This window comes from Sphingopyxis sp. P1IMeth2 (assembly GCF_900185685.1).
Classification (GTDB): domain Bacteria; phylum Pseudomonadota; class Alphaproteobacteria; order Sphingomonadales; family Sphingomonadaceae; genus Sphingopyxis; species Sphingopyxis terrae_A.
On the sequence record NZ_FYAT01000014.1, the window covers coordinates 116551 to 138541 of the forward strand.

Below are 21991 nucleotides of genomic sequence, written 5' to 3' on the forward strand. Positions count from 1 at the left end.
GGAGAGGCCGAATGAAGGTCGAAAATATCCGCGCGTTCCGCGCCGAGGTTCCGCAGGCAGCGATCGATGATCTGAAAGACCGGCTGGCGCGCACGCGCTGGCCCGAAAAGGAGACCGTCGACGATTGGGACCAGGGCGTCCCGCTCGCCTATGCGCAGGAACTCGCGGCCTATTGGCGCGACGATTATGACTGGCGCACGGTCGAGGCGCGGCTCAACGCGCTGCCCAATTTTCTGGCCACGGTCGATGGCCTTGACATCCATTTCCTTCATATCCGCTCGGACAATCTGGCGGCGCGGCCGCTGGTGCTGACGCACGGCTGGCCGGGGTCGGTGCTCGAATTTCTCGACGTGATCGCGCCGCTGTCGGCCGACTATCATCTCGTGATCCCGTCGCTGCCGGGCTACGGCTTTTCGGGCAAGCCCGCGGCCGCGAAATGGAGCGTCGAACATATAGCTGCGGGTTGGGACGCGCTGATGCGCGCGCTCGGTTACGATCGCTATTTCGCGCAGGGCGGCGACTGGGGCAGCGCGGTTACCTGCGCCATCGGGACGAACCATGGCGACCATTGCGCGGGCATCCATGTCAACATGATCGTCGGCCAGCCCGACCCGGCGCTGATGGCCGATCTGACCGACGCCGAAAAACTCTATCTCGCGCGTTTCGGCTGGTATCAGGCAAAGGACAGTGGCTATTCGACGCAGCAGGCAACGCGGCCGCAGACCATCGGCTATGCGCTTACCGATTCACCCGTCGGGCAGATGTGCTGGATCGTCGAGAAATTCCACGGCTGGACCGATTGCGGGCATCAGCCGGGCGGCCAGTCGATCGGCGGCCATCCCGAACGCGCGCTGTCGAAGGACACGATGCTCGACACCGTCAGCCTCTATTGGTTCACCGCCAGCGCCGCGTCGTCGGCACGGCTCTATTGGCACAGTTTCCGCAGTTTCGCGGCAGGGGAGATCGAGGTGCCGACCGGCGGCAGCCTGTTTCCGAACGAGATCATGCGCCTGTCGCGCCGCTGGGCCGAAAAGCGCTATCGCAACATCGTCTATTGGAACGAGGTCGACCGCGGCGGCCATTTCGCGGCGTGGGAGCAGCCCGCCCTTTTCGCGCGCGAGGTCCGGGCGGCGCTTGCGCAAATGACGCTGTAACGGGGGAGAGGCGCCCCGCCTACATCGGCCGATTGACGGGGCGGCAGCTCTCGGGCGCGGTGCGCGCGGCGGTGTTCCACGTCACCTCATTGCCGCTGCGGTACAGCCGCGCGCCGCTCTTGTTTTCATAGGCCTGCCCCATGTTGGTCGGCGCGGCCTTGAGCACCATGCTGCGGCGGCCGTCGACGCGGACGATTGCGCCGTTGGCGACATAATCGACCTGCAACCGCGTGCCGCGATTGCATTCGTAAAGCGTGCCGGTGTTTTGCGGGTAGGAGGCACAGCCCGCAACGACAAGAATGGCCGCGCCCGCGGCGGCCAGCTTCGCGATTCGGATCATCTCCATTCCCCTCAATAGCCCGAACGGACGCACAGCACGTCGGCCAGATATATGCGGCCCGAAACCGTCTCCATATGTTCGCGGGCCGATCCGTTCCAGCCGATCGAGCGGCACCATGTGTCGGCAGTCCGCGCCGCGCAGGCGGCAGTCGCCGATCCGCTCTGGCACGCGAGAATGCGATAATTTGCGGTGGCGGGCTGGGTATGGAATTCGGCGAAATTGCCGCGCGCAACCTGATCGTTGGCGACCGGGCCGGGATTCCAGCCGCCGCCCGATCCGACGGGGCGGATAGACTGGATCTTGATGCCGCGCAGGATATTGCCCAATATCGGGGTGTCGCGTTCGACCGTCCGGCAATTGCCGCGATAGCGCGTCTTCTCGCACAGTTCCCAGCGACCGCTGGTCACGCGGATCGAATTGACCGGCCACGACAGGCCCAGATCGGGCTTCGCTTCGCCAATGAACACCGCCGGCCCCTTGTAGGCGGCGTCGCGATAGATGGTCGCCTCAGTCGGACGCATCATCCTGTCCTCGGGCGATTGCGCCTGCGACGCGGCAAGAAAACCGCCGCCGAGCGACACGGCAGCGGCGGCGAAGAGCGACCAGCGATGGATGGATTTCATCAACAACCTCCCTGTTTGGCGAACGCGACCCCGGGATTCGTTTTTCCGGGGCCGAAACTACGCCACAACAGGGGGACTTGCAAATTATCCCGTGCCGACCGGGCCTTGTGCGGCCCGGCGCTGCCCGCGCGTCAAGGTGCCTTGGCCGCGGCGGGGGCAGCGGTATCGGCGGCAGCGGGCGGCGCACCGGGAAGCGGCGCCGCCGCAACCGGCGCGGCGGTCGGGGGCGGCGGTGTGGCGACCGGCGCGGTGAAACTGAGCATAAGGCCGGCGAGCGCCGCCGACATCAGGTTCGACAGGCTGCCCGCAAGCAGCGCCTTCAGCCCCAGCCGGGCGATCATCGGCCGCTGATTGGGGGCGAGACCGCCGGTCACGGCCATCTGGATCGCGATCGAGCTGAAATTGGCGAAACCGCACAGCGCAAAGGTGGCGATCGCAACCGACACCATCGACATCCCCCCCTGGATTTTACCAAGGTCGATGAAGGCGACGAATTCGTTGAGCACGACCTTGGTACCGAACAGGCCGCCGACCGCGGCGCTTTCGTCCCACGGCACGCCCATCAGCCACATCACCGGGCGGAAGATCGCGCCGATGACCGCCTGGAACGACAGATCGGGATAGCCGAACCAGCCGCCGATCCCGGCGAGCAGCCCGTTGGCGAGCGCGACGAGCGCGACGAAGGCCAGCACCATCGCGCCGACCGCGACCGCCAGCTTGACGCCGGTTTGCGCGCCCTGCGCCGCTGCCATGATGATGTTCGCCGGCTTTTCCTCGTCATGGCTTGCCTCTGGCATGATGACGGGTTCGATACCCAAATCCTTGGGGTCGTCGGGCATCATGATCTTGGCCATCAGGATGCCGCCCGGCGCCGACATGAAGCTGGCGGCGAGCAGATAGGGCAGCAGCTGTTCGCCGATCATGCTGGCATAGGCGCCGAGGATGGTCCCCGCGACCCCGGCCATGCCGACCGTCATCACCGTAAAGAGCTGCGACGGGGTAAGACCGGCGAGATAGGGACGGATGACGAGCGGGCTCTCGCTCTGGCCGACGAAGATATTCGCCGCGGCGCCCAGGCTTTCGACCTTGGTGATTCCCGTAATCTTCTGGATCGCCCCGCCGACCCATTTGATCACGAATTGCATGATGCCGAGATAATAGAGGATCGAGATAAGCGAGGCGAAGAAGATGATCACCGGCAGCGCGGCGATCGCAAAGCTGTGGCCGCCCATTTCGGGTCCGGCGAGCGGGCCGAAAATGAAGTCGGTTCCCGCCTTGGCATAACCCAGAAGATTGGCGACGCCGGTCGACATCGCCTGAATGATCGCGCGGCCCCACGGCGTACCGATCACCAGCAGCGCGAACCCGGCCTGCAACAGAAAGGCCGGCACGACGACGCGCAGGCGAATCCAGCGACGGTTCGATGAAAACAGCACGGCAATCGCAAGCAATGCAACGATTCCGAGCAGGCCGATAAGATGTCCCATAAGTGTTTTGCGTCCCCCGCAAGTTTATTGCGCCTGTCTAGCGGGCTTTGCGGATCGGGCAAGGGGGGCGGCGGAGCATTGCAGTCATCCATAACGGCAGCGATCCTGCTTGGCGGCTCCGTGACGGCTTGATAGGCAGCGCTGAAACAGGGGGAATATGATGCGGACTGGCGTTGCGGGACATGTAATCTTGGCGATATGCGCGCTGGTGCAGGCGGGCGTGCCCGCGGCGGCGCAGGCGCCCGCCACGACCGCATCGACCCCCGCTCCGCCATTGCCCACGGCCGCCTTTGCGCAGCTTCCCTTTGCGGAAAATACCGAATTATCGCCTGACGGAACGCATATGGCGGGCCTGTTCGCGGTCCGTGGGGAACAGCGGATCGGCATCCTTCCCGTGCTGGGCGATCAGAGCAAATCGGTCATTATTGCGGTTCCCGACCAGACCGAAATCGATTGGCTGACCTGGGTCAACGACGAACATCTGCTCGTCGGCCTGCGGGCGTTGATGCCGGTGGAGGCCGACAATTGGTACGTCACCCGCATCATCGCCATCGACCGGGCCTCGGGCAAGATCACGCGGCTGTTATGGGATCTCAAGGGCCAGAATGCGTCCGATGTCGTCTGGCTGCCCAAAGACGGCAGCAGCGAAATTCTGGTCGCGGGTCAGGACTCGATATATGACAACGCCGATTTCTGGCCGGCTGTATACCGCATCGATGTGAAGACGGGGCGCAAGAAGACCGAACTGCGGTCGCGCACCGGGGTTATGGACTGGGGCGCCGACCATCTCGGCCGGGTGCGCTACGGCATCGGCTATCGCGACGATACGACCCGGGCCACGCTGCTCTATCGTAGCGCCGGAGAAGGGGCTTTCCGGTCGATCGAGCGCGCTTCGCTACGCGATGACGAGCGGCTGACGGTGCCGATCCTCTTCGTCGACGGCACCGACAACGGATTGGTGTACAAGGACCGGGACGATGGCAAGACCACGATTGCCGAGGTCAATCTTGCTACCGGTGCCGAAGTCCGCACGGTCGTTGCGCCCGACGCGGGCGACATATTGGGCGCCATTCGCGCGCCCGACGGATCGAGGCTGCTCGGCGTTCACGTCGCCGACGACTTGAAACCGGTGCGCTGGCTCGACCCGGCGATGGCAGCGCATCAGGATACGCTGGACGCGACGGCCCGCGCGGCGCGTGTCCGGATCGACAGCTATAGCCGCGACCTGAAGAAAATGCTGGTGCGGATCAGCACCCCCGACAATCCGGGGCTGCTCTATTATTATGATTCGACGACCGGCGATTTGTCGCGTCTTGCGGCAATGAACGAACGGATCGGAGCGAAGCGCCTCTCGCGCGCGAAGCTCGTCCGGTACAAGGCGCGCGACGGGCTGGAGATCGAGGGCGTGCTGACGATGCCGCGGGGCCGAGCGGCAACCAACCTGCCGTTCATCGTGCTGCCGCACGGCGGACCGTGGGGCCAGGATGAGCTGACCTACGATTATTGGGCGCAGTTCCTCGCCGAACGCGGCTATGCGGTATTGCAGCCCAATTTCCGCGGCTCGACCGGCTATGGCGCCGAGTTCGAAAAGGCCGGCGAGGGGCAGCTCGGCTTTGCGATGCAGGATGATGTGACCGACGGCGTGCGCTGGGCGGTCACCGAAAAGATCGCCGACCCCAAGCGCGTGTGCATCGTCGGCGCCTCTTATGGCGGCTATGCAGCGATGTGGGGGATCGCCAAGGATCCTGACCAGTATCGCTGCGCGATCTCGATCGCCGGGGTCGCCAATCTGCGGCGCGAGGTCAATGATTTCGGCGGCACGCTGCGCGCCAATCTGTACCGGACGCAGTGGAAGCGCATGACCCCCGACTTCGCGGCGGTGTCGCCGATCAACGCCATCGACCGGATCAAGACGCCGCTGCTGCTGATCCACGGCAAGAAGGATGTGACAGTCGATCACAGCCAGTCAGCGCGCATGTATGCGGCAATGACCAAGGCGGGGAGGACGGTGGACTTCGTCTCGCTGCCGCTCGCCGATCATTATTTCACGCGCGAGGCCGATCGCCTGATGTTGCTGCAATCGATCGAATCCTTCCTCGCCAAGTATAATCCCGCCGATTGACCGGCATCTTTCCACGCGTCGCAAAAGCGACTATCGGGCGCCGATGACCGAACCGACCTCGACCGCGCTGCCGCGCACGATCACCCCTTCGCTTTTCCTGTTCACGATCATCTATGGCGGCATGGTCGTGCTCGCCGGCGTGCTCGGGAACAAGCAGGTCGCGCTGGGCGCCGGTCTTGCGGTTGAGGCCGGGATTTTCCCGTTCCTGATCCTCGTCGCGCTCTCGAGCACCGTGTCCGAACTGCACGGACAGGCGACCGCGAACCGGCTGGTGCTGTGGGGTTTCGTGCCGCTGATCCTGTCGATCATGCTGACCTCGCTCGTCTATTTCGTCCCCGCCGCGCCCGAGATGGACCCGGCCCGGCTGGCATCGTTCGAAATGATATTGGGACAAACGCCGCGCCTGATGGCAGCCGGTATCGTCGCCTATGGCACGTCGCAGTTTCTGAACGTGACCATCTTTTCCAAACTGCGCGGCCGTGAAGGCGCGGGGACGGGGTCGACCTGGCTCGCGATCCGCGGCGCAGTCGCCAGCGCGCTCAGCCAGATCGTTGACACGCTGCTGTTCGTCACCATCGCCTTTTACGGCGTTTTTCCGATCGCCAATCTGATGGCGGGACAGATGCTGGCGAAGGTCGCGCTGTCGATCGTCGTCATTCCGGCGGTGATCACCGGCCTCGTCGCGCTCGGCCGCAGCCTCGACGCGAAGACCGCGGAATGATGACGATGACCGATCCCACGACCATGCCCGATCTGCTGACCAAGGCCGAAACGCTCGTCGAGGCGCTGCCCTATCTTCAGCGCTATGCGGGCGAAACCTTCGTCATCAAATATGGCGGCCACGCGATGGGCGATCCCGAGGCGCAGCGCGATTTTGCCGAGGATGTGGTGCTGCTGAAGGCGGTGGGGATCAACCCTGTCGTCGTCCATGGCGGCGGGCCGCAGATCGGCGCGATGCTCAAGCAACTCGGCATCGAATCGCAGTTCGTCGGCGGGCTGCGCGTCACCGACGCCGCGACCGCGGAGGTCGCCGAAATGGTCCTGGCGGGCAAGATCAACAAGGAAATCGTCGGATGGATTGCCGGGCTTGGCGGCCGCGCGATCGGTCTGTCGGGCAAGGACGCCAATCTGGTGCTGGCCGAAAAGGTCCACCGTACCGAGCCCGATCCCAATTCGGGGATCGAACGCCACGTCGACCTCGGCTTCGTGGGCGAACCCGTCGCGGTCGACCCGACGATCCTGCAGCGGCTGTCGGCCGACAATTTTATTCCGATCGTTGCTCCCGTCGCGCTCGGCGCCGATGGCGCGACCTATAATATCAACGCCGACACCATGGCCGGGGCGATCGCCGGCGCGCTTGGCGCGCGGCGTTTCTTCCTGCTGACCGACGTGGCCGGCGTGCTCGACAAGTCGGGTGCTCTGCTGACCGATCTCGACCGTCCGGCGATCGACGGGCTGAAGGCCGACGGGACGATCACCGGCGGCATGATTCCGAAGGTTGAAACCTGCGTCGCGGCGGTCGATGCGGGGGTCGATGCCGCGGTTATCCTCGACGGCCGGGTGCCGCACGCGATGCTGCTCGAAATTTTCACCGCAAGGGGTGCAGGCACGCTCATTCACCGCTAAGAGGGCCTGCAAGACCCCCCTTTACGGAGACCCGCCTTGCTTCTCATGCTCATCCAGATCGTCGACATCATCCTGACGGTCCTGTGGTGGTTCATCATCGCGCAGGCGGTGATGTCGTGGCTGATCGCCTTCAACGTCATCAACACCCACAATGACTTCGTGGCGCAGCTGTGGATGATGCTCGACCGCATCACCGAGCCGCTCTACCGGCCGTTCCGGCGCATCATGCCCGATTTTGGCGGGCTCGACCTGACGCCGATGCTCGTCCTGATCCTGATCATCATCATTCAGGGGCCGGTGCTGGGCTATCTCGCGCGCCTCGCCTATTCGAGCGGAATGGCCTGATGTCCGTCGCGACCGAGGCGCGCATCATCGACGGAAAGGCTTTCGCGGCGGGTTTGCGCGCGCGCATTGCCGGCGCCGTCCCAGCGTTCGAAGCCGCGACCGGCCGCGTGCCGGGGCTGGCGGTCGTGCTCGTCGGCGACGATCCGGCGAGCGCCGTCTATGTCGGCTCCAAGGGCAAGGCGACGGTCGCCGCCGGGATGGCGAGTTTCGAACATCGCCTGCCCGCAACCGCAAGCCAGGACGAGGTCGAGGCGCTGCTCGCGTCGCTCAACGCCGATCCCGCGGTCGACGGCATCTTGCTCCAGCTTCCGCTGCCCGGTCATCTCGACGAGCAGCGCGCGGTGGCGACGATCGATCCCGAAAAGGACGTCGACGGGCTGACCCCGGTCAGTGCCGGACGGCTCGCGCTCGGCATCCCAGGCATGGTGCCTTGCACACCCTTTGGCTGTCTGTTGCTGTTGCAGGATGTGCTCGGCGATCTTGGCGGCAAGGATGCGGTGGTGATCGGCCGCTCGATTCTGGTCGGCAAGCCGATGGCGGCGCTGCTGCTCGGCGCCAATTGCACCGTGACCATGGCGCACAGCCGCACCCGCGATCTGCCCGATCTGGTCCGCCGCGCCGATATCGTCGTGGCGGCGGTCGGCCGGCCCGAAATGGTCAAGGGCGACTGGATCAAGCCCGGCGCGGCAGTCATCGACGTCGGCATCAATCGCCTGCCGCCCGAAGCGGGCGCGGCCAAGGGGCGGCTCGTCGGTGACGTTGATTACGCCAGCGCGGCGACGGTGGCGGGCGCAATCACCCCGGTGCCCGGCGGTGTCGGCCCGATGACGATTGCCTGCCTGCTGCGCAACACGCTGGTCGCCGCGCACCGCCGCGCCGGCCTCGCCGATCCGGAGGGGTTCTGATGCGCCGACTACTCCTTGCCGGGCTTGTGCTGACCGCGCTCGTCGGTTGCGCGCAGCAGGGGCCGGAGGCGCGCAAGCGCCCGCTTTCGGCGAATCCGAGCGGCTTTATCGCGGCGGAAATCGCCTTCGCGCGGCTGGCGCAGGAAAAGGGGCAATGGACGGCCTTTCGCGAAACCGCGGCGCCCGAAGCGGTGATGTTCGTGCCGCAGCGGGTCAACGCCCGCGACTGGCTGAAGACGCAAAAGGATCCGGCCGAGGCGGTGCGCTGGCAACCGCACAAGGTGTTCGTAAGCTGTGACGGCAACAGCGGCGTGACGACGGGCGCATGGCAGAAGGGTGCGGCGCAGGGATTCTTCACCACCGTGTGGTCGCGCGATCCGATGAAGGGCGACATGCGCTGGCTGCTCGATTCGGGCGATGCGCTTGCGACCCTGCGCGTAGCGCCCGACTTCATCGAATCGAAGCAGGCGACCTGCACCGGCAAGCCGGGCGTCACGGTGACCGCCGCCGCGGAGGGTGACGATATGATGGTCGGCATGTCGCGCGACCAGACTCTGAACTGGACTTCGGTCGTGCGCCCCGACGGATCGCGCAGCATCACCGTGCGGCTGTGGGACGGGCATGACATGACGACCGTTATCGATGACCGCATCGCGGCTCCGAAGCAGCCATGATCGACCTTTTCATCTCGGCCTTCGTGACGCTTTTCGTGGTCATCGATCCGCCCGGCTGCGCGCCCATCTACGCCAGTCTGACGACGGGAGCCAGCGCGGCGCAGCGCCGGTCGATGGCGATCCGCGCGACACTGATCGCCGGTTTCATCCTGATCTTCTTCGCGATGTTCGGCGAGGCGCTGCTCAGTTTCCTGCACATCGATCTCGACAGTTTCCGCATCGCGGGCGGGGTCATGCTGTTCATCATCGCGATCGACATGGTGTTCGAAAAGCGTACCGAGCGCCGCGAACAGCGCGCCGAAAAGCTGATGGCAACGCCCGAGGTCGAAGATGTATCGGTGTTTCCGATGGCGATGCCGATGCTCGCGGGGCCGGGATCGATTGCGTCGGTGATGCTGCTGGTGTCGCAGAACAGCGGGCTTGACCGCGCGCTGGTGATTTTCGGCGCACTGCTGCTCGTGCTTCTGCTGACGCTCGCCGCGCTGCTGCTCGCCGGACCGTTCATGCGCTTGATCGGCAACAAGGGCGAGGCCGTCATCACCCGCCTGCTCGGCGTGCTGCTCGCGGCGCTCGCGGCGCAGTTCGTCATCGACGGGCTGAAAGCGAGCTTCTCGAGCCTCGCCTGACACGGTAAAGGGCGCCGCCACCCGGCGACGCCCTTTCCATCCTCCACGGGAATGGACTTTATCGTGCGGCGGCCACGTCCGCCTGCGTCACCGGCGCAATGCGGATTTCGACGCGGCGGTTGCACTGATAGTCGGCCTGCGTGCGTTCGGGTGCGCATTTGAGCTGCGTTTCGCCATAGCCCATCGTCGCCATGCGCGCGCGGTTGACGCCGCGACCTGCCAGATAGTCGGCGACCGACGCCGCGCGCCGTTCGGACAGCCCCTGATTATAGGTTTCGCTGCCCTGCGAATCGGTGTGGCCGTAAACGTCGATATAGGTGCTCGGATATTCCGACAGGGTCGAGGCGACGCTGTCGAGCGCGCCCCGGAACTGCGACTTCACGACCGCGCTGTTGAGGTCGAATGTCACGTCGCCGGGCATGTTGAGCACGAGCTGGTCGCCCTGGCGTTCGACATCGATGCCGGTGCCCGCGGTGCGTTCGCGCAGCTTCTTTTCCTGCTGATCCATATAATAGCCGACGCCCGCGCCGGCGACGGCGCCGATGCCCGCGCCAAGGATCTTTTCGGTCCGGTCATTGCGTCCGCCGACGAGATCGCCGAGCAGATAGCCGCCGAGCGCGCCGCCGATGCCGCCGATCGCGGCCTTGGAGATGCGCTGCTTGCCCGTTTCGGGGTCGGTGACGCAACCGGTCAGCGTGAGCGCGCCAAGGCTGGCGACGGCCGCTAGCTTGATCGTCCTCTTGTTCATTTCTGGCTCCCTTTTTTGGGCATCGCCGGTCCATGCGATGCCACGACCACAAGGATAACATATGATCGCGCTTTCCGTTCCGTCATTCATGCTGAACGCTGGCTGAGCGTGCCGATGTCGTCGCCATTGTGCAGCACCGCGGCTTTGGCCTATAGGACCGGCATGACCGAAGCTGACAGGGGCCGGGCGCGCCAGCGCCGTACGACCGCCCAATGACCCCTTTTCCCTGGGCGGATGTGGCGATCATCCTGATCCTTATCCTGCTCAACGGCGTTTTCGCCATGTCCGAACTCGCGATCGTTTCGGCGCGCGACCCGCGGTTGCAGGCCGCTGAGAAGCGCGGCAGCAGTGGAGCGCGGATCGCGCGTCAGCTTGCCTCCGACCCCGGCCGCTTCCTGTCGACGGTGCAGGTTGGCATCACGCTGATCGGCGTGCTGACGGGCGCCTATTCGGGGGCCAGCCTGGGCCAGCCCGTCGCCGAACGGTTGCAGGCATGGACCGGCCTTGATGCCGACACCGCGCGCACGGTTGCGTTCGCCCTCGTCATCGCGCTTACGACTTATGCCTCGCTGATCGCGGGCGAGCTTGTCCCCAAACAATTCGCGCTGCGCGCACCCGAACGGATTGCGATCTTCGTCGCGCCGATGATGTTTTGGCTTGCGCGCATTGCGGCTCCGCTGGTCTGGCTGCTCAACAACAGTTCGGGTCTGGTGTTCCGCCTGCTCGGTCTCAAGCGCGAATCGGACGATCAGGTGACCGCCGAGGAACTGCACCTGATCGTCGCCGAGGCGTCGAAATCGGGCGTGATCGAGGAGAGCGAGCGCGCGATCATCTCGGGCGTCGTGCGGCTTGCCGACCGGCCGGTGCGCGAAGTGATGACGCCGCGCAAGGATGTCGACTGGATCGACATCACGCTCGACGCGAAGGGTGTGCGCGACAAGCTGCTCGAAACGCCGCACAGCCGTCTGCCGGTCGCGCGCGGGTCGGTCGACGATATCGTCGGAGTCGTGCAAGCGCGCGACATCGCGGCGGCGCTGTTCCGTGGCGACCCGATAGACCTCGAGCGGCTGATGCGCCGCGCCGCGGTCATCCACGACCAGATCGATGCGATGGACGCGCTCGCGGCGCTGCGCCTTGCCGAAGTGCCGATGCTGCTCGTTCACGACGAATATGGCCATTTCGATGGACTGGTGACGCCCGCCGACCTGATGTCGGCGATCGCGGGTGAGTTCGCGTCCGATCAGGATATCGGCAGCGAACCCTTCGTCGTCGAACGCGAGGATGGCAGCCTGCTGATCGCCGGGTCGATGCCCGCCGACCAGATGGCCGAGCGGCTGGGGATCGAACTCGACGACGACCGCGACTATGCGACCGCCGCGGGCCACGCGCTCGCGATCCTCAAGCATCTGCCCGAGGAAGGGGAGGCCTTCACCGATCGCGGCTGGAGGTTCGAGATCGTCGATATGGACGGCCGCAAGATCGACAAGCTGCTGGTCAGCGAAATGCGCAAGCCCAAGGTCGAAGCCGAGGGCGATTGATCGGGGTTCGCGGCCTCAACGGCCGGGACTGAAGTGGCAACTGGCCGTTTATCGGGGTCGCGTCGGTCCGACATGATGCATCACCGCTTCCGCGAGTTTTCGCTCCTCGCGGGTCGGACGGACCGGCTCGGTTTCGGGCGTCGCGTGGCGCCGTCCGAACATCGGGCGGCGGACAGGAAGCAGGGGGGCATAACGCATCGGAGCACGCCTTGATCGCACGGCCGCCCCCCGGCACCGCAATGGGTCTGGTCCCCGAAACCATTCTTGCGCGCGCGGCTTGCGCGACGCTTAACGGACAGCGTTACTGGTTTCTTTGCGGTACGCTGAAGGTGCCCTTGACGCGGCCGCCCGAACCGTCGGTGACCGGATTGCCGTCGGGGCCGCGGGCAGCGCCGCGACCGTCGACCGTCGCGCGTCCGCTGTTGAGGTCGATTACAAGTCGTCCGCCCGACAGGCGGTTCGCGCCCTGCGTTAACTGGACATTGCCGACCATCGTGATCAGCCGCCGGTCGAGATCGTAGATCGCGACATTGCCCTTTGCCGTTTCATTGCCCTTGGTGACGGTGACGCCGCCCGTCGCGTCGAGCCGGTTGACGTCGGTGTTGCCGGCGCGGGTATAGGCGACGGTCATGCGCGGTGCGACCACGGTCAACCCCGCCTGCGTTACTCGCACGCCGCCCGCCAGTACGACGCGGTCGGCGCGATCCTGCACCTCGATGCTGCCCGCGTCGAAATCGACGGGGGCGTTGCTGTTGTGATTCGCCAGCGCCTGCGCATAGGCCGCGCCGCCACCATGTCCGCTTGCCAGAATCGCGAGGCTGGTCAGCACGAAGCTGGCGCCGGCCAGCGTCAGGCTCTTCACGGTCCAAAGCCCCTTCATTTGAGCGCTCCCTGGTTGATCCGAAGATGGGCGTTCCCCGACAGGCGGACGATCCGCTGGTCAAGGTCGGCGGTCAGTTCGTTGGCCGAAAAATTACCGATGTTCAACGCGCCATTGACGCCGCCGGTACCGACGAGGCTGCGATTCTTGAGGTCGATGGCGACATTGTTCGCATCGATGCGATAGCCGTCGGCGCCCTTGACTTGTACCAGTCCCGGCACGGTCACCTGTTCGCTGTCCATGTCATATTGTCCGTTCGCGGCGGCGATCGTCGCCGGGCCGTCGGCCAGCTTGATTGCCCCGGACAGTCCGTTCATCCGCACGATCGGTTCGGTCGAGCTTTTCTGCACCGCGCTATCTGCGATGAGCGCAAAGGGCTGGCCTTTGGTGTCCTGGCCGCGATATTCGGCACGCACGACCTTCATCCGCTCCTTCGCCACCTCGACCTTGTCCTTGGCGAGCAGGAAGCTGACCTCGCTGCGCTGGGTGAAGGGCGAAAAGACGAGCACCGCCGCAACGACGCCGATAACGAGCGGCAGGCCGTAGCGCAAAATGCGCACCACGCGGTCGTGGCGCGACCCGCTGGCCGCCCACAGGCGGCGCATCGTGCGGTCGATTTCGGCGCGTTCGGACACCCGCGGCGGCTCCCCGTCAGCTATGCGCGAAGATGTCGACCTCGGGCCATCCGGCGAGGTCGAGCGCGGCGCGCGTCGGGAGGAAATCGAAGCAGGATTGTGCGAGTTCGGTGCGCCCCTCGCGCGCGAGGCGGGCGTCGAGCACCTCCTTCATTGCGTGCAGAAAGCGGACATCGCTCGCGGCATAGTCGCGCTGCGCCTCGCTCAGTTCGGCAGCGCCCCAGTCGCTCGACTGCTGCTGCTTCGATACATCCTGTCCCAGCAGTTCGCGGACCAGTTCCTTGAGCCCGTGGCGGTCGGTGTAGGTGCGCACCAGCTTCGACGCGATCTTGGTGCAATAGACGGGGGCGGTGACAACGCCGAGCGCCTGCTGCATCGCGGCAATATCGAAACGGGCGAAATGGAACAGTTTCAGCCGGTCAGGATCAGTGAGGATCGCCTTGAGGACCGGTGCGTCATAGCGGCTGCCGGGGCCGAATCGCACCAGATGCTCGTCGCCCTTGCCGTCGCTGATCTGGACGAGGCACAGCCGGTCGCGCAGCGGGTTGAGTCCCATGGTTTCGGTGTCGATCGCGACGGGGCCGGGGCCGATCGCGCCTTCCGGCAGATCTTCTTCGTGGAAATATACGGTCATCGACTTGCCTTAGGCGAAGCGGCGGCGCCGCTCAATGACTGGTTTTCGCGGTACCGCCCCTCGGCGCCAGCGCTACGGCAAAGCTTGGAAATCCGCCGATCGCGGCTTTGAATTTTCTGTTCGCAGATGCCGTTCATATAGGTTATATATTGCGCCGTTAGCGGCACGGGGCGAGTCTGTGCCCATGGTGAACTGCGTCCCCGTCCGGCGCAAGGAGCCGGTTCAATCGGGTGTGGACGACCGAAAGCGACTACTAAGCAATGAGTTTCAACAAGGATCGCCGTGGCCATCGCGGACGCGGCAAGCGCGACGACTTCGGCAATTTCGACAGTTTCGAACCGGCACCTTATGGCGGCGGCGGCTTTGGCGGTGGCGACCGCGGTGGTTTCGGTGATCGCGGCGGCTTCGGTGGCGGCGATCGTGCCGGCGGCGATCGTGGTGGTGGTTTCGGCGGTGGCGATCGCGGCGGCTTCGCCGGCGGCGGTCGCGGCGGCTTTGGCGGTGGCGGCGGCGGTGCCCGCGGCGGCATGCCGGCACAGGTCGTCGGCGAAGGCCAGGGCCAAGTGAAATTCTTCAACCCCTCGAAGGGCTTTGGCTTCATCGCGCGCGACGATGGCGGTGAAGACGTGTTCGTGCACATCAGCGCGGTCGAACAGGCGGGACTGCAGGGCCTCGCATCGGGTCAGCCGCTCGGTTTCACGCTCGTCGAACGCAACGGCAAGGTGTCGGCCATCGATCTCAAGATCGAAGGCGAACCGATGCCTGTCGAGGACTTCGCCCCGCGTCCGCGCGAGGATCGTCCCGCTGCGGGCGGTGCGCGCGGCCGGCGTCAGCTGACCGGCGAACGCACGTCGGGCACGGTGAAATTCTTCAACACGACCAAGGGTTTCGGTTTCATCGCGCGCGATGACGGACAGGCGGATGCCTTCGTCCACATCAGCGCGGTGCAGCGCGCCGGCATGGCGGGCCTCGAAGAAGGCGACCGCGTCGCTTTCGACATCGAGGTGGATGATCGCGGCAAATTCGCCGCGGTGAACCTCCAGCCGACGCAGGACTGATTCGGCGTCCACCGGATGAACGAAGGGCGGCCCCGCAAAGGGCCGCCCTTTTTCGTTACCGGTGGTCTGCGCAGCCCCTCAGGCGAGGGTGGCCTTCAGGAACCAGATACGCTGCTGCGTTTCGTCCGCCCAGCCATCGACCAGGCCGCTCGTCGCAATGTCGCCATCGGCTTCGGCCGCCGTCTTGGCATCCTTGAGCTGGGCGAGCAGCGTCTCGTTGTCGGCGGCAAGGTTGCGCACCATCGTTTCGGCGTCGACGCTCGCTGCGTCGTCGTCCTTGATCGACTGGTGACGGCTGATGTCGCCGATCGAGCGGAGCGTCGCTGCGCCATTCTTGCGCACACGCTCGGCGATCAGGTCGGTCGTCGCGAGGATCTGGGCCGCCTGCTCGTCGAACAGAAGGTGCAGGCTGCGAAAACTGGGGCCCTTGACGTGCCAGTGATAATTTTTGGTCTTCAGATAGAGCGCGAAACTGTCGGCGAGCAGCGCGTTCAGCGCATCCGCAACGGCAGGCTGATTCTTGTTGGACATGGGAAAGCCTCCTTTTTCTGCTTCCCGGCCAATATAGTGCCGTAGCGGCAAAGCTGCCCATGAAGCCTGTTCGATGCTGTGATCGATAAAATCGATTACTCGGCGCCATAATCGGATTTTCTGTCAGAGACCGAAGGCGCGCATCGCGGCGTTGAGGCCCCATAGCGTGAGAATCGCGGCGCTCATCAACCGGGCGATCCGTGCCGCGGCCTGATCGGCGAGCGCGGCGCCAAAAGCGAGGAACGGGACCAGCGAGAGCGTCCAGCCGATCAGCCCCCCCGCGGCCGCCCACAGCCCGGCGCCACTCGTCGCCGCCAGCGCGCCGATCAGGAAATGGCTGCGGTCGCCGAGTTGAGCCAGAAACAGCCGTGCCGCGAGCGAGGGCAACGGAGCTTCCTCCAGACTTTGGACCGCCGGGCCGAGGCGCCCCCGCCAGACGAGCGCGACCGCCGCACCGAGCAACGCGAAGGCGAGCAGCAGCGCTACGATACCCTGACCGATCACCCGGTTTGCTGCCGTCCCCGCGACCGCCGCGATGGTCGCATTGGCCAGAAAGGCGGCGAAGGCAATCGCGACGACGGCGCGGCGATCCCCGCGCGCCGCCATCACCTGCGACAGCAAACGTCCGGTTCGGCCATCGGCGTTGGCTAGCAATACCGCGACGAGGGCAAGCATGATGGCATCCATGACGACCAGCCTACTCCAGCTATGGCAGCGAAGAAACGGGGCGGCAGAAGCATCGCAGGGCGCGGAGGATGCGCACGCCGGCCGCCTCCCGACTTCGAATCCCGCCTCCCGACTTCGAATCCCGCCCATCAATGCCAAGGCGAGGTCCGGACCGCCCAATAGACGAGGTAGAGCAGCCCTGCCCACAACAGAAGGATGAAGGCCATGCCCGCGCGGCTCGAGGGGCGCTCGCTCGCAAGCTCCGCCGCTGCATGCAATTCGCTCCACAGCGGATCGGGGATCATCTGTCGGACCAGCCACAGACCCGCTGGGACGATCAGCAGATCGTCGAGCCAGCCGAGTATAGGGACGAAATCGGGTATCAGATCGATCGGCGACAGCGCATAGGCAGCGACGGCGACCGCCAGCAGCCTGGCAATCAGTGGCGTCCGCGGGTCCCGCGCGGCGAGCCACGCGGCGTGCGCCTCGACGGAAAGCCGATGGCCCAGATCGCCGATGCGTTCGGAAAGGGATTTGCCCGTCATCGCGTCGCACATTAGTCTTCCTGCATGGCTATCCAACTGAAAAGCGCACGCGTCGAGCGTTGGCCCGTCGCGGGCGAATTCGTCATCAGCCGCGGTGCAAGCGACCATGTCGATGTCGTCGTCGCCGAAGTCGAGGAAGACGGCGTCGCCGGGCGCGGCGAGGGAACGCCGATCTACTATCAGGGCGAAGATGCGGCCGGCTGCCGCGACGCTCTGCTGCGCGTCATGCCGCATCTCGCGGGACTGGGCGCGGCGGCCGCGCGGGCAGCGGTGCAGGAATTGATGGGGGCGGGTGCGGCGCGCAACGCGATCGACTGTGCGCTATGGGATCTCGAAGCGCGCCAGCGCGCCGTCCCGCTGTGGCAGCTCGCCGGCTGCGAAGCGCCGGCGCCGCGCGTCACCGCCTTCACCATTTCGCTCGGCGGCCCTGGCACGATGGCGGCGCGAACCGAGGAAGCGGTGATGGCGGGCTATCGCCTGTTCAAGATCAAGCTGGCCGGCGACGCCGAAGATCGCGCGCGCGTTGCCGCGGTGCGGGGCGCGGCGCCCGGCGCCCGCCTGATCGTCGATGCGAACGAGAGCTGGGGCGCGCTCGACCTGCTTCCTGAGGTCGAGGCGCTCGCCGACCTCGGAGTCGAAATGATCGAGCAACCGGTGCCGGTCGGCACCGACGTGCTGCTCGACGGCATCTATGCCCCGCTGCCGTTCATCGCCGATGAAAGCTGTCATGTCGCTGCGGATGTGCCGCGCATCGGGGCCTTTTACGACGGCGTGAACATCAAGCTCGACAAGGCGGGCGGGCTGACCGAGGCACTCAAGCTGGCCGATGCCGCCGACGCGGCGGGTCTGAGCATCATGGTCGGCTGCATGCTGTCGACCAGCCTGGCGATCGCGCCGGCGTATCTGCTCGCGCAGCGGGCGCGATGGGTCGACCTCGACGGCCCCGCCTTGCTGGCGCGCGATCGCGCCGATGGCTTCAGCTTCGCCAATGGCGAAATTAGTCCATTTTAATGATAGTAAATTATATTGACTAAATGGCCGAAGCGGGAAATATTCGCCGAATGAGCAATTCGGACACCGCCCGCCACCGCGAGATCGTTATGCCCGCCCTTCTGCGCCATGCGCGCACCATCTATGGCGGAGCAATGCGCCGGGCGCTTGATCGCGCCGGATTTGACGACATCCCGGCAAACGGGCTCTATGTGATCGGCGGTTTGGCGCTGGGGGCGGAGGAGGTGCCGCTGGGGGCTCTGATCCGCGATCTGCGCATATCGAAGCAGGCGGCGGGGCAGCTTGTCGATACGCTCGTCATGCGCGGCTATCTGGAGCGCCAGGCCGATCCCGCCGACCGGCGCCGACTGACTGTGCGCCTGACCGAGCGCGGCGCCGAGGCGGCGACGATCCAGGGTCAGGCGCGCGATGCCATCGACGCGAAGCTCGCGGCGCGGGTCGGCGCCGAGGACGTCGCCGCCGCGCGCCGCGTCCTCTATGCGCTGGTCGAGATGGGGATCGAGGCCCGCGAGCGCGATGCGGCTTCTTCGTCCTAAAGCGCCACCTCGGCATGGCTGCCGAGTTCGCCTTCCTTCACCGTCGATCCGGTCATCAGGCGGAACAGACCCTTGATCCCGGCCTCTGCGGTCCAGATTTCGGCATCGTCGAGATCGAAGCGCAGCATCAGCAGGTCCGGGTCATCCTTGCCGCCTTCGTACCAGGCCTCGACCGGCTTCGACCAATATTTGTCGATCGTCGCACGGTCGGTCACCGGAGTCAGCGTGCCGGAGACGCATGCGAACAGGTCATGGCCTTTGGCGACATATTGCGCCATCGCGCGCCCGCCTGCGGCGAGACGGCCACTCTTGGCGTGGAAAAAATGGAAATAGCCGTCATTGTCTTTGTCGAGCTGCGCGGTCATCGGGATCGCATGGGCGTGACCGGCGTCGAGCGCGACCATCAGATAGGGATTGTCGGCCATTTCCTTCCAGAAACGCTGTTTGATGTCCTTGCTCATCGGGGAGGCTCCTTTCTGCTTGTGTCATGCTAACGCGCGGAGCCGCCCCGATGTTGCGCGCTTTAGCGCGCGGGCCGCGCGGCGTAGCTCACCACCTCATATTCGATGCCGTTCAGGTCGAAGAAATAGAAGCGGCGCCCGGGTTCGTAAACGCCGTGATTGAAAGGGCGCAAACCGGCATCGACCACTTTCGCCTCGATCGCATCGAGATCGTCGACCTGGATGCCGACATGGTTGAGCGGTTCGCCTTTCGCGAAATGCGCGTTCGCATGAAGGCCGTCGGGACCGGTGTAGAATGCGACATAGGCCTCATCCGATCCGACGTGGATCGACATGCCGCCGTCGCGCGCCGGCCCGCGCCAGCGTTCGTGCCAGCCGAAGATCCGCGCCATCAGCGCGGCGCTGCGTTCGGGGTCGCTGACGGTCAGATTCACATGTTCGATAAAGGGATGCGTCACGGGCTGAAACTCCTGATTCGGGTTGACGCAGACAGATATGAAAGTTCAACTAAGCTTTAGATCAAGCATATTTCGCGAAGGGGCTTTCGTGCACCGTGCCGACCTTCTGCCCATCGGCGAGCTTGCCGCACGAACCGGCGTTGCGGTGTCGGCGATCCGTTTCTACGAAGCGAAGGGACTGATCGCGTCGCTGCGCACGGCGGGCGGACAAAGACGCTTTCTGCGCGCCGACACGCGGCGCTTGTCGTTTATCCTTATCGCGCAGCAGATGGGGCTCAGCCTCGACGAGATCGCGGCGGAACTGGCGCGCCTCCCTTCGGAACGTACCCCCAATGCCGCCGACTGGCGCCGGATCAGCACCGGCCTGCGCGCGCGGATCGACGCACAGATCGCGGCGCTGGAACGGACGCGCGACCTGCTGGACGGCTGCATCGGTTGCGGTTGCCTGAGCCTGAAGAAATGCGGGCTTTATAACGCCCGGGACAAGGCGGCGCAGCGCGGCGCCGGCCCGCGCTATCTGCTGGGCGACCGATCGGGCGACATTGCCGATGCGCGATAGGGCGCAAGGAAGTAGGGATTATTCGCTGTTGCCACGGAGGCGGCCAGGTCGCGCCGGGCTTACATCGGTTCGGCCATCACCGCTTCGATTTCATGGTTCAGCACTTCGGCGCGGCGGCATTGATCGTGGTCGCCGCGCTCGCATTTTTCAGCCGCCTTGTCGCGCTGGCGCGAAAGCTTGCCCAGCCTCTCCTCGCGTTCGCGCATCGCCCGGCCGCGGTTGCGGTCGGCCTCGTCCTGGCTGGTGGTCGACCAGTCGACGACCTGTCCTGCGGCCTTCACCGGCGCGGTGACGACCGATTTCACGGTGCTTACACAGCCCGCAAGCAGGGGCAGCGCCAGCATCGCCCCGAACCATATCCGCATCGTCCTTCTCCTCGGCGTCCGGCGTTGCACATTGCCGCAGCAATGGCCAGCGGCTTGCGGCCAAAAGTGCAGCCTTTCGGCGCTTCTGTCATATCACTGAAACAAATAGTTAAATTCGCATTAACCCTCTTGGCCTAGGTCGCCCTGCATCGCTTTGCAGTCAAGAGAGACAGATGACGCCCCCCGATCCGCTATTGGCCCCCGCGACCGGACATTCGATGGCGATCGCTCACGATGCGCATCTGTCGGCGGTGATCGACATTTTCCGGGCGCAGCCGCAGTTGCGCGTCCTGACGATCGTCGACGCCGCGGGCCATCCGGTCGGAATCATCCGCGAACAGCGCGTGCGCGAATTGCTCTTTTGTCCCTATTGGTTTTCGCTGATGCAAAACCCGTCGATCGGGGGATCGATCGCCTCGCTCATCGATCCGTGCCAGATCGCCGATGTCGGCGAGAGCACCGCCGCGCTGCTGAGGATCGCCGCGCAGTCGGCGGCGCAGGAACTCGTGCTTGTCGATCGCGGCCGCTTCGTCGAAACGCTCGACTCGGCGCAACTGTCGAAATTGGCCATGCTGCGCGAGATCGAGGTGGCGCAGGAACGCAGCGCGCGCGCCGCGACGGTCGAAGCAAGCGGGCGCCGCTTCGAACAGGATATCAGCGCGCTGACCGCGACGCTCGCCGAGATGGCGCGTGAGGCAGAGGCGGTGGCGCAGGGGCTGGGGACGCGTGCCGACGAGACGGGGCGCGACGCGGTGTCGGTCGCGGGCGCAACCGCCCAGACGCTCGCGGGGCTTCAGGAGCTTGGGGATCGGGGGCGGGGGCTCGCCGCCAGCATGGCGCGCATCGTCGCCGACGGCACCCGGGCGCGCGACGTGCGGCGTCACGCCCATGCGCGCGTCCGGTCGGCGAGCGAGCGGGCGACCGCGCTGCGCGAGGCGAGCCAGTCGATCGAGCATATGCTGCGCCTGATCATCGACATGGCCAGCCGCACCAACATGCTGGCGCTCAACGCCGGGATCGAGGCGGCGCGCGCGGGGGAGGCGGGGCGCGGCTTCGCTGTCGTTGCCCAGGAAGTGAAGAATCTCGCGGCGCAGACCCGTGCCGCGGCAAGCGACATTTCGCCCTTCATCGACCATATTCGCGAAATCGTCGGGCAGGTTGCCGAAGGCTTTGCCGAGGTCGAACGCGCGATCGAGGCGAACAACGCCTTTTCGGATGCCGTCGATACGGCGGTCGACGGCCAGAGCGCGACGACCCTGCTGATCGCAAGCTATGTCGAGCAGGCGGTTGCCGCGGGGAAGGAGATCGACACGCGCGTCCATCAGATCGGCCGCGGCGCCGCGGCGGTCGGACAGGAGGCGATTGCGCTCGGCGAATTGTCGTCGGGGCTGACCCGCGCGGCGCGATCGTTGCATCAGCGCGCGAGCCAATTCGTCGAGACCGTCGCTGCGGCCTGAATCCCGC

General features: G+C 65.6%; 28 protein-coding genes. 14 read left to right on the forward strand and 14 right to left on the reverse strand.

The window, feature by feature from the left end; all coding sequences use genetic code 11:
• The first annotated feature begins 11 nt into the window (after positions 1-11).
• Positions 12-1154, forward strand: a complete 1143-nt coding sequence (locus P1IM2_RS14075) for an epoxide hydrolase family protein (RefSeq protein ID WP_186402859.1) — start codon at positions 12-14, stop codon at positions 1152-1154.
• Positions 1155-1173: 19 nt separating this feature from the next.
• Here the strand turns inward: P1IM2_RS14075 and P1IM2_RS14080 are convergent, their stop codons facing one another.
• From P1IM2_RS14080 to P1IM2_RS14090, 3 genes are all read right to left on the reverse strand, one after another.
• On the reverse strand, positions 1174-1494 hold the full coding sequence (locus tag P1IM2_RS14080; RefSeq protein ID WP_186402860.1) for an MliC family protein: 321 nt from the start codon (positions 1492-1494) through the stop codon (positions 1174-1176).
• 11 nt (positions 1495-1505) lie between these two features.
• Positions 1506-2117 carry a beta/gamma crystallin-related protein gene (locus P1IM2_RS14085; protein WP_186402861.1) on the reverse strand — a complete coding sequence of 204 codons (612 nt, stop codon included), beginning with the start codon at positions 2115-2117 and terminating at the stop codon, positions 1506-1508.
• Positions 2118-2248: 131 nt separating this feature from the next.
• Entirely contained in the window at positions 2249-3604 is a 1356-nt protein-coding gene (locus P1IM2_RS14090) for a NupC/NupG family nucleoside CNT transporter (RefSeq protein ID WP_186402862.1), read from the reverse strand.
• A gap of 157 nt (positions 3605-3761) precedes the next feature.
• Between P1IM2_RS14090 and P1IM2_RS14095 the strand changes: the two genes are divergently transcribed.
• Genes P1IM2_RS14095 through P1IM2_RS14125 form a run of 7 tightly spaced genes read left to right on the forward strand, consistent with a single transcriptional unit; the run spans position 3762 to position 9902 of the window.
• On the forward strand, positions 3762-5726 hold the full coding sequence (locus tag P1IM2_RS14095; RefSeq protein WP_222103031.1) for an alpha/beta hydrolase family protein: 1965 nt from the start codon (positions 3762-3764) through the stop codon (positions 5724-5726).
• 43 nt (positions 5727-5769) lie between these two features.
• Entirely contained in the window at positions 5770-6447 is a 678-nt protein-coding gene (locus P1IM2_RS14100; protein WP_003041276.1) for a queuosine precursor transporter, read from the forward strand.
• Positions 6444-7352, forward strand: a complete 909-nt coding sequence (argB, locus tag P1IM2_RS14105) for an acetylglutamate kinase (RefSeq protein WP_186402864.1) — start codon at positions 6444-6446, stop codon at positions 7350-7352. Before P1IM2_RS14100 ends, argB begins: the two co-directional genes overlap by 4 nt.
• Before the next feature lie 45 nt (positions 7353-7397).
• Positions 7398-7697, forward strand: a complete 300-nt coding sequence (locus P1IM2_RS14110; protein WP_003041270.1) for a YggT family protein — start codon at positions 7398-7400, stop codon at positions 7695-7697.
• Positions 7697-8602: a bifunctional methylenetetrahydrofolate dehydrogenase/methenyltetrahydrofolate cyclohydrolase FolD gene (folD, locus tag P1IM2_RS14115; RefSeq protein WP_186402865.1), complete on the forward strand. Its 906-nt coding sequence runs from the start codon at positions 7697-7699 to the stop codon at positions 8600-8602. Before P1IM2_RS14110 ends, folD begins: the two co-directional genes overlap by 1 nt.
• Positions 8602-9276: a hypothetical protein gene (locus tag P1IM2_RS14120; protein WP_186402866.1), complete on the forward strand. Its 675-nt coding sequence runs from the start codon at positions 8602-8604 to the stop codon at positions 9274-9276. The genes folD and P1IM2_RS14120 overlap by 1 nt, the downstream gene beginning before the upstream one ends.
• On the forward strand, positions 9273-9902 hold the full coding sequence (locus tag P1IM2_RS14125) for a MarC family protein (RefSeq protein ID WP_003041264.1): 630 nt from the start codon (positions 9273-9275) through the stop codon (positions 9900-9902). Before P1IM2_RS14120 ends, P1IM2_RS14125 begins: the two co-directional genes overlap by 4 nt.
• Before the next feature lie 58 nt (positions 9903-9960).
• Here P1IM2_RS14125 and P1IM2_RS14130 read toward each other — a convergent pair whose 3' ends face one another.
• Positions 9961-10650, reverse strand: a complete 690-nt coding sequence (locus P1IM2_RS14130) for an OmpA family protein (protein ID WP_062901680.1) — start codon at positions 10648-10650, stop codon at positions 9961-9963.
• Positions 10651-10862: 212 nt separating this feature from the next.
• Between P1IM2_RS14130 and P1IM2_RS14135 the strand changes: the two genes are divergently transcribed.
• A complete protein-coding gene (locus tag P1IM2_RS14135) occupies positions 10863-12188 on the forward strand; it encodes a hemolysin family protein (protein WP_186402867.1) in 1326 nt (441 codons plus the stop codon).
• Positions 12189-12236: 48 nt separating this feature from the next.
• Here the strand turns inward: P1IM2_RS14135 and P1IM2_RS14140 are convergent, their stop codons facing one another.
• The 4 genes from P1IM2_RS14140 to P1IM2_RS14155 all read right to left on the reverse strand — a co-directional run bounded on the left by P1IM2_RS14140 (position 12237) and on the right by P1IM2_RS14155 (position 14337).
• The gene (locus tag P1IM2_RS14140; protein WP_156000971.1) at positions 12237-12386 is read right to left on the reverse strand and encodes a hypothetical protein; all 150 of its coding nucleotides are present in this window, start codon (positions 12384-12386) and stop codon (positions 12237-12239) included.
• A 103-nt stretch (positions 12387-12489) separates the two neighbouring features.
• Complete coding sequence (locus P1IM2_RS14145) at positions 12490-13068, reverse strand: LptA/OstA family protein (RefSeq protein WP_062901682.1); 579 nt, start codon at positions 13066-13068, stop codon at positions 12490-12492.
• Positions 13065-13703, reverse strand: a complete 639-nt coding sequence (locus P1IM2_RS14150) for an LPS export ABC transporter periplasmic protein LptC (RefSeq protein WP_186402868.1) — start codon at positions 13701-13703, stop codon at positions 13065-13067. Before P1IM2_RS14150 ends, P1IM2_RS14145 begins: the two co-directional genes overlap by 4 nt.
• A 16-nt stretch (positions 13704-13719) precedes the next feature.
• Positions 13720-14337 carry a ribonuclease D gene (locus tag P1IM2_RS14155; protein ID WP_003041249.1) on the reverse strand — a complete coding sequence of 206 codons (618 nt, stop codon included), beginning with the start codon at positions 14335-14337 and terminating at the stop codon, positions 13720-13722.
• A gap of 260 nt (positions 14338-14597) precedes the next feature.
• Here P1IM2_RS14155 and P1IM2_RS19020 point away from each other — a divergent pair, with 260 nt between their 5' ends.
• Complete coding sequence (locus P1IM2_RS19020; protein WP_062901684.1) at positions 14598-15395, forward strand: cold-shock protein; 798 nt, start codon at positions 14598-14600, stop codon at positions 15393-15395.
• A gap of 78 nt (positions 15396-15473) precedes the next feature.
• Here the strand turns inward: P1IM2_RS19020 and P1IM2_RS14165 are convergent, their stop codons facing one another.
• The 3 genes from P1IM2_RS14165 to P1IM2_RS14175 form a co-directional block, all read right to left on the reverse strand.
• Positions 15474-15926 (reverse strand): Dps family protein, encoded by a 453-nt coding sequence (locus tag P1IM2_RS14165; RefSeq protein WP_062901685.1) that lies wholly within the window; start codon positions 15924-15926, stop codon positions 15474-15476.
• A 123-nt stretch (positions 15927-16049) separates the two neighbouring features.
• Positions 16050-16613 (reverse strand): hypothetical protein, encoded by a 564-nt coding sequence (locus P1IM2_RS14170; protein ID WP_062901686.1) that lies wholly within the window; start codon positions 16611-16613, stop codon positions 16050-16052.
• Positions 16614-16741: 128 nt separating this feature from the next.
• A complete protein-coding gene (locus P1IM2_RS14175) occupies positions 16742-17137 on the reverse strand; it encodes a YkvA family protein (protein WP_254535701.1) in 396 nt (131 codons plus the stop codon).
• A gap of 24 nt (positions 17138-17161) precedes the next feature.
• On the opposite strand from P1IM2_RS14175, the gene P1IM2_RS14180 reads away from it, so the two are divergent.
• Together P1IM2_RS14180 and P1IM2_RS14185 are read left to right on the forward strand one after the other, a co-directional pair.
• Positions 17162-18148, forward strand: coding sequence for a dipeptide epimerase (locus tag P1IM2_RS14180; protein WP_062901687.1), 987 nt, complete (start codon positions 17162-17164; stop codon positions 18146-18148).
• A 50-nt stretch (positions 18149-18198) separates the two neighbouring features.
• Positions 18199-18684, forward strand: coding sequence for a MarR family winged helix-turn-helix transcriptional regulator (locus P1IM2_RS14185; RefSeq protein WP_186402870.1), 486 nt, complete (start codon positions 18199-18201; stop codon positions 18682-18684).
• On the opposite strand, the gene P1IM2_RS14190 is transcribed toward P1IM2_RS14185, so the two are convergent.
• A complete protein-coding gene (locus tag P1IM2_RS14190) occupies positions 18681-19145 on the reverse strand; it encodes a pyridoxamine 5'-phosphate oxidase family protein (RefSeq protein WP_062901689.1) in 465 nt (154 codons plus the stop codon). The genes P1IM2_RS14185 and P1IM2_RS14190 overlap by 4 nt on opposite strands.
• Positions 19146-19207: 62 nt before the next feature.
• Positions 19208-19603, reverse strand: coding sequence for a VOC family protein (locus tag P1IM2_RS14195; protein WP_186402871.1), 396 nt, complete (start codon positions 19601-19603; stop codon positions 19208-19210).
• 88 nt (positions 19604-19691) lie between these two features.
• On the opposite strand from P1IM2_RS14195, the gene soxR reads away from it, so the two are divergent.
• Positions 19692-20162, forward strand: a complete 471-nt coding sequence (gene soxR / locus P1IM2_RS14200) for a redox-sensitive transcriptional activator SoxR (RefSeq protein WP_186402872.1) — start codon at positions 19692-19694, stop codon at positions 20160-20162.
• A gap of 59 nt (positions 20163-20221) precedes the next feature.
• Here soxR and P1IM2_RS14205 read toward each other — a convergent pair whose 3' ends face one another.
• On the reverse strand, positions 20222-20527 hold the full coding sequence (locus P1IM2_RS14205) for a hypothetical protein (protein WP_062901691.1): 306 nt from the start codon (positions 20525-20527) through the stop codon (positions 20222-20224).
• 173 nt (positions 20528-20700) lie between these two features.
• Between P1IM2_RS14205 and P1IM2_RS14210 the strand changes: the two genes are divergently transcribed.
• Positions 20701-21984 carry a methyl-accepting chemotaxis protein gene (locus P1IM2_RS14210; protein ID WP_186402873.1) on the forward strand — a complete coding sequence of 428 codons (1284 nt, stop codon included), beginning with the start codon at positions 20701-20703 and terminating at the stop codon, positions 21982-21984.
• Positions 21985-21991 lie beyond the last annotated feature (7 nt).

Bases quoted from the DNA above. Each gene is read 5' to 3' on its own strand.
- P1IM2_RS14080 (WP_186402860.1), bottom strand. From the start codon at position 1,494: ATGATCCGAATCGCGAAGCTGGCCGCCGCGGGCGCGGCCATTCTTGTC.
- P1IM2_RS14175 (WP_254535701.1), bottom strand. From the start codon at position 17,137: ATGACGGGCAAATCCCTTTCCGAACGCATCGGCGATCTGGGCCATCGG.
- P1IM2_RS14075 (WP_186402859.1), top strand. From the start codon at position 12: ATGAAGGTCGAAAATATCCGCGCGTTCCGCGCCGAGGTTCCGCAGGCA.
- P1IM2_RS14190 (WP_062901689.1), bottom strand. From the start codon at position 19,145: ATGAGCAAGGACATCAAACAGCGTTTCTGGAAGGAAATGGCCGACAAT.
- P1IM2_RS14085 (WP_186402861.1), bottom strand. From the start codon at position 2,117: ATGAAATCCATCCATCGCTGGTCGCTCTTCGCCGCCGCTGCCGTGTCG.
- argB (WP_186402864.1), top strand. From the start codon at position 6,444: ATGATGACGATGACCGATCCCACGACCATGCCCGATCTGCTGACCAAG.
- P1IM2_RS14110 (WP_003041270.1), top strand. From the start codon at position 7,398: ATGCTCATCCAGATCGTCGACATCATCCTGACGGTCCTGTGGTGGTTC.
- P1IM2_RS14100 (WP_003041276.1), top strand. From the start codon at position 5,770: ATGACCGAACCGACCTCGACCGCGCTGCCGCGCACGATCACCCCTTCG.
- P1IM2_RS14140 (WP_156000971.1), bottom strand. From the start codon at position 12,386: ATGCGTTATGCCCCCCTGCTTCCTGTCCGCCGCCCGATGTTCGGACGG.
- P1IM2_RS14155 (WP_003041249.1), bottom strand. From the start codon at position 14,337: ATGACCGTATATTTCCACGAAGAAGATCTGCCGGAAGGCGCGATCGGC.
- P1IM2_RS14120 (WP_186402866.1), top strand. From the start codon at position 8,602: ATGCGCCGACTACTCCTTGCCGGGCTTGTGCTGACCGCGCTCGTCGGT.
- folD (WP_186402865.1), top strand. From the start codon at position 7,697: ATGTCCGTCGCGACCGAGGCGCGCATCATCGACGGAAAGGCTTTCGCG.
- P1IM2_RS14095 (WP_222103031.1), top strand. From the start codon at position 3,762: ATGATGCGGACTGGCGTTGCGGGACATGTAATCTTGGCGATATGCGCG.
- P1IM2_RS14145 (WP_062901682.1), bottom strand. From the start codon at position 13,068: ATGAAGGGGCTTTGGACCGTGAAGAGCCTGACGCTGGCCGGCGCCAGC.
- P1IM2_RS14205 (WP_062901691.1), bottom strand. From the start codon at position 20,527: ATGCGGATATGGTTCGGGGCGATGCTGGCGCTGCCCCTGCTTGCGGGC.
- P1IM2_RS14165 (WP_062901685.1), bottom strand. From the start codon at position 15,926: ATGTCCAACAAGAATCAGCCTGCCGTTGCGGATGCGCTGAACGCGCTG.
- P1IM2_RS14185 (WP_186402870.1), top strand. From the start codon at position 18,199: ATGAGCAATTCGGACACCGCCCGCCACCGCGAGATCGTTATGCCCGCC.
- P1IM2_RS19020 (WP_062901684.1), top strand. From the start codon at position 14,598: ATGAGTTTCAACAAGGATCGCCGTGGCCATCGCGGACGCGGCAAGCGC.
- P1IM2_RS14210 (WP_186402873.1), top strand. From the start codon at position 20,701: ATGACGCCCCCCGATCCGCTATTGGCCCCCGCGACCGGACATTCGATG.
- P1IM2_RS14130 (WP_062901680.1), bottom strand. From the start codon at position 10,650: ATGAACAAGAGGACGATCAAGCTAGCGGCCGTCGCCAGCCTTGGCGCG.
- P1IM2_RS14180 (WP_062901687.1), top strand. From the start codon at position 17,162: ATGGCTATCCAACTGAAAAGCGCACGCGTCGAGCGTTGGCCCGTCGCG.
- P1IM2_RS14135 (WP_186402867.1), top strand. From the start codon at position 10,863: ATGACCCCTTTTCCCTGGGCGGATGTGGCGATCATCCTGATCCTTATC.
- P1IM2_RS14090 (WP_186402862.1), bottom strand. From the start codon at position 3,604: ATGGGACATCTTATCGGCCTGCTCGGAATCGTTGCATTGCTTGCGATT.
- P1IM2_RS14170 (WP_062901686.1), bottom strand. From the start codon at position 16,613: ATGGATGCCATCATGCTTGCCCTCGTCGCGGTATTGCTAGCCAACGCC.
- P1IM2_RS14125 (WP_003041264.1), top strand. From the start codon at position 9,273: ATGATCGACCTTTTCATCTCGGCCTTCGTGACGCTTTTCGTGGTCATC.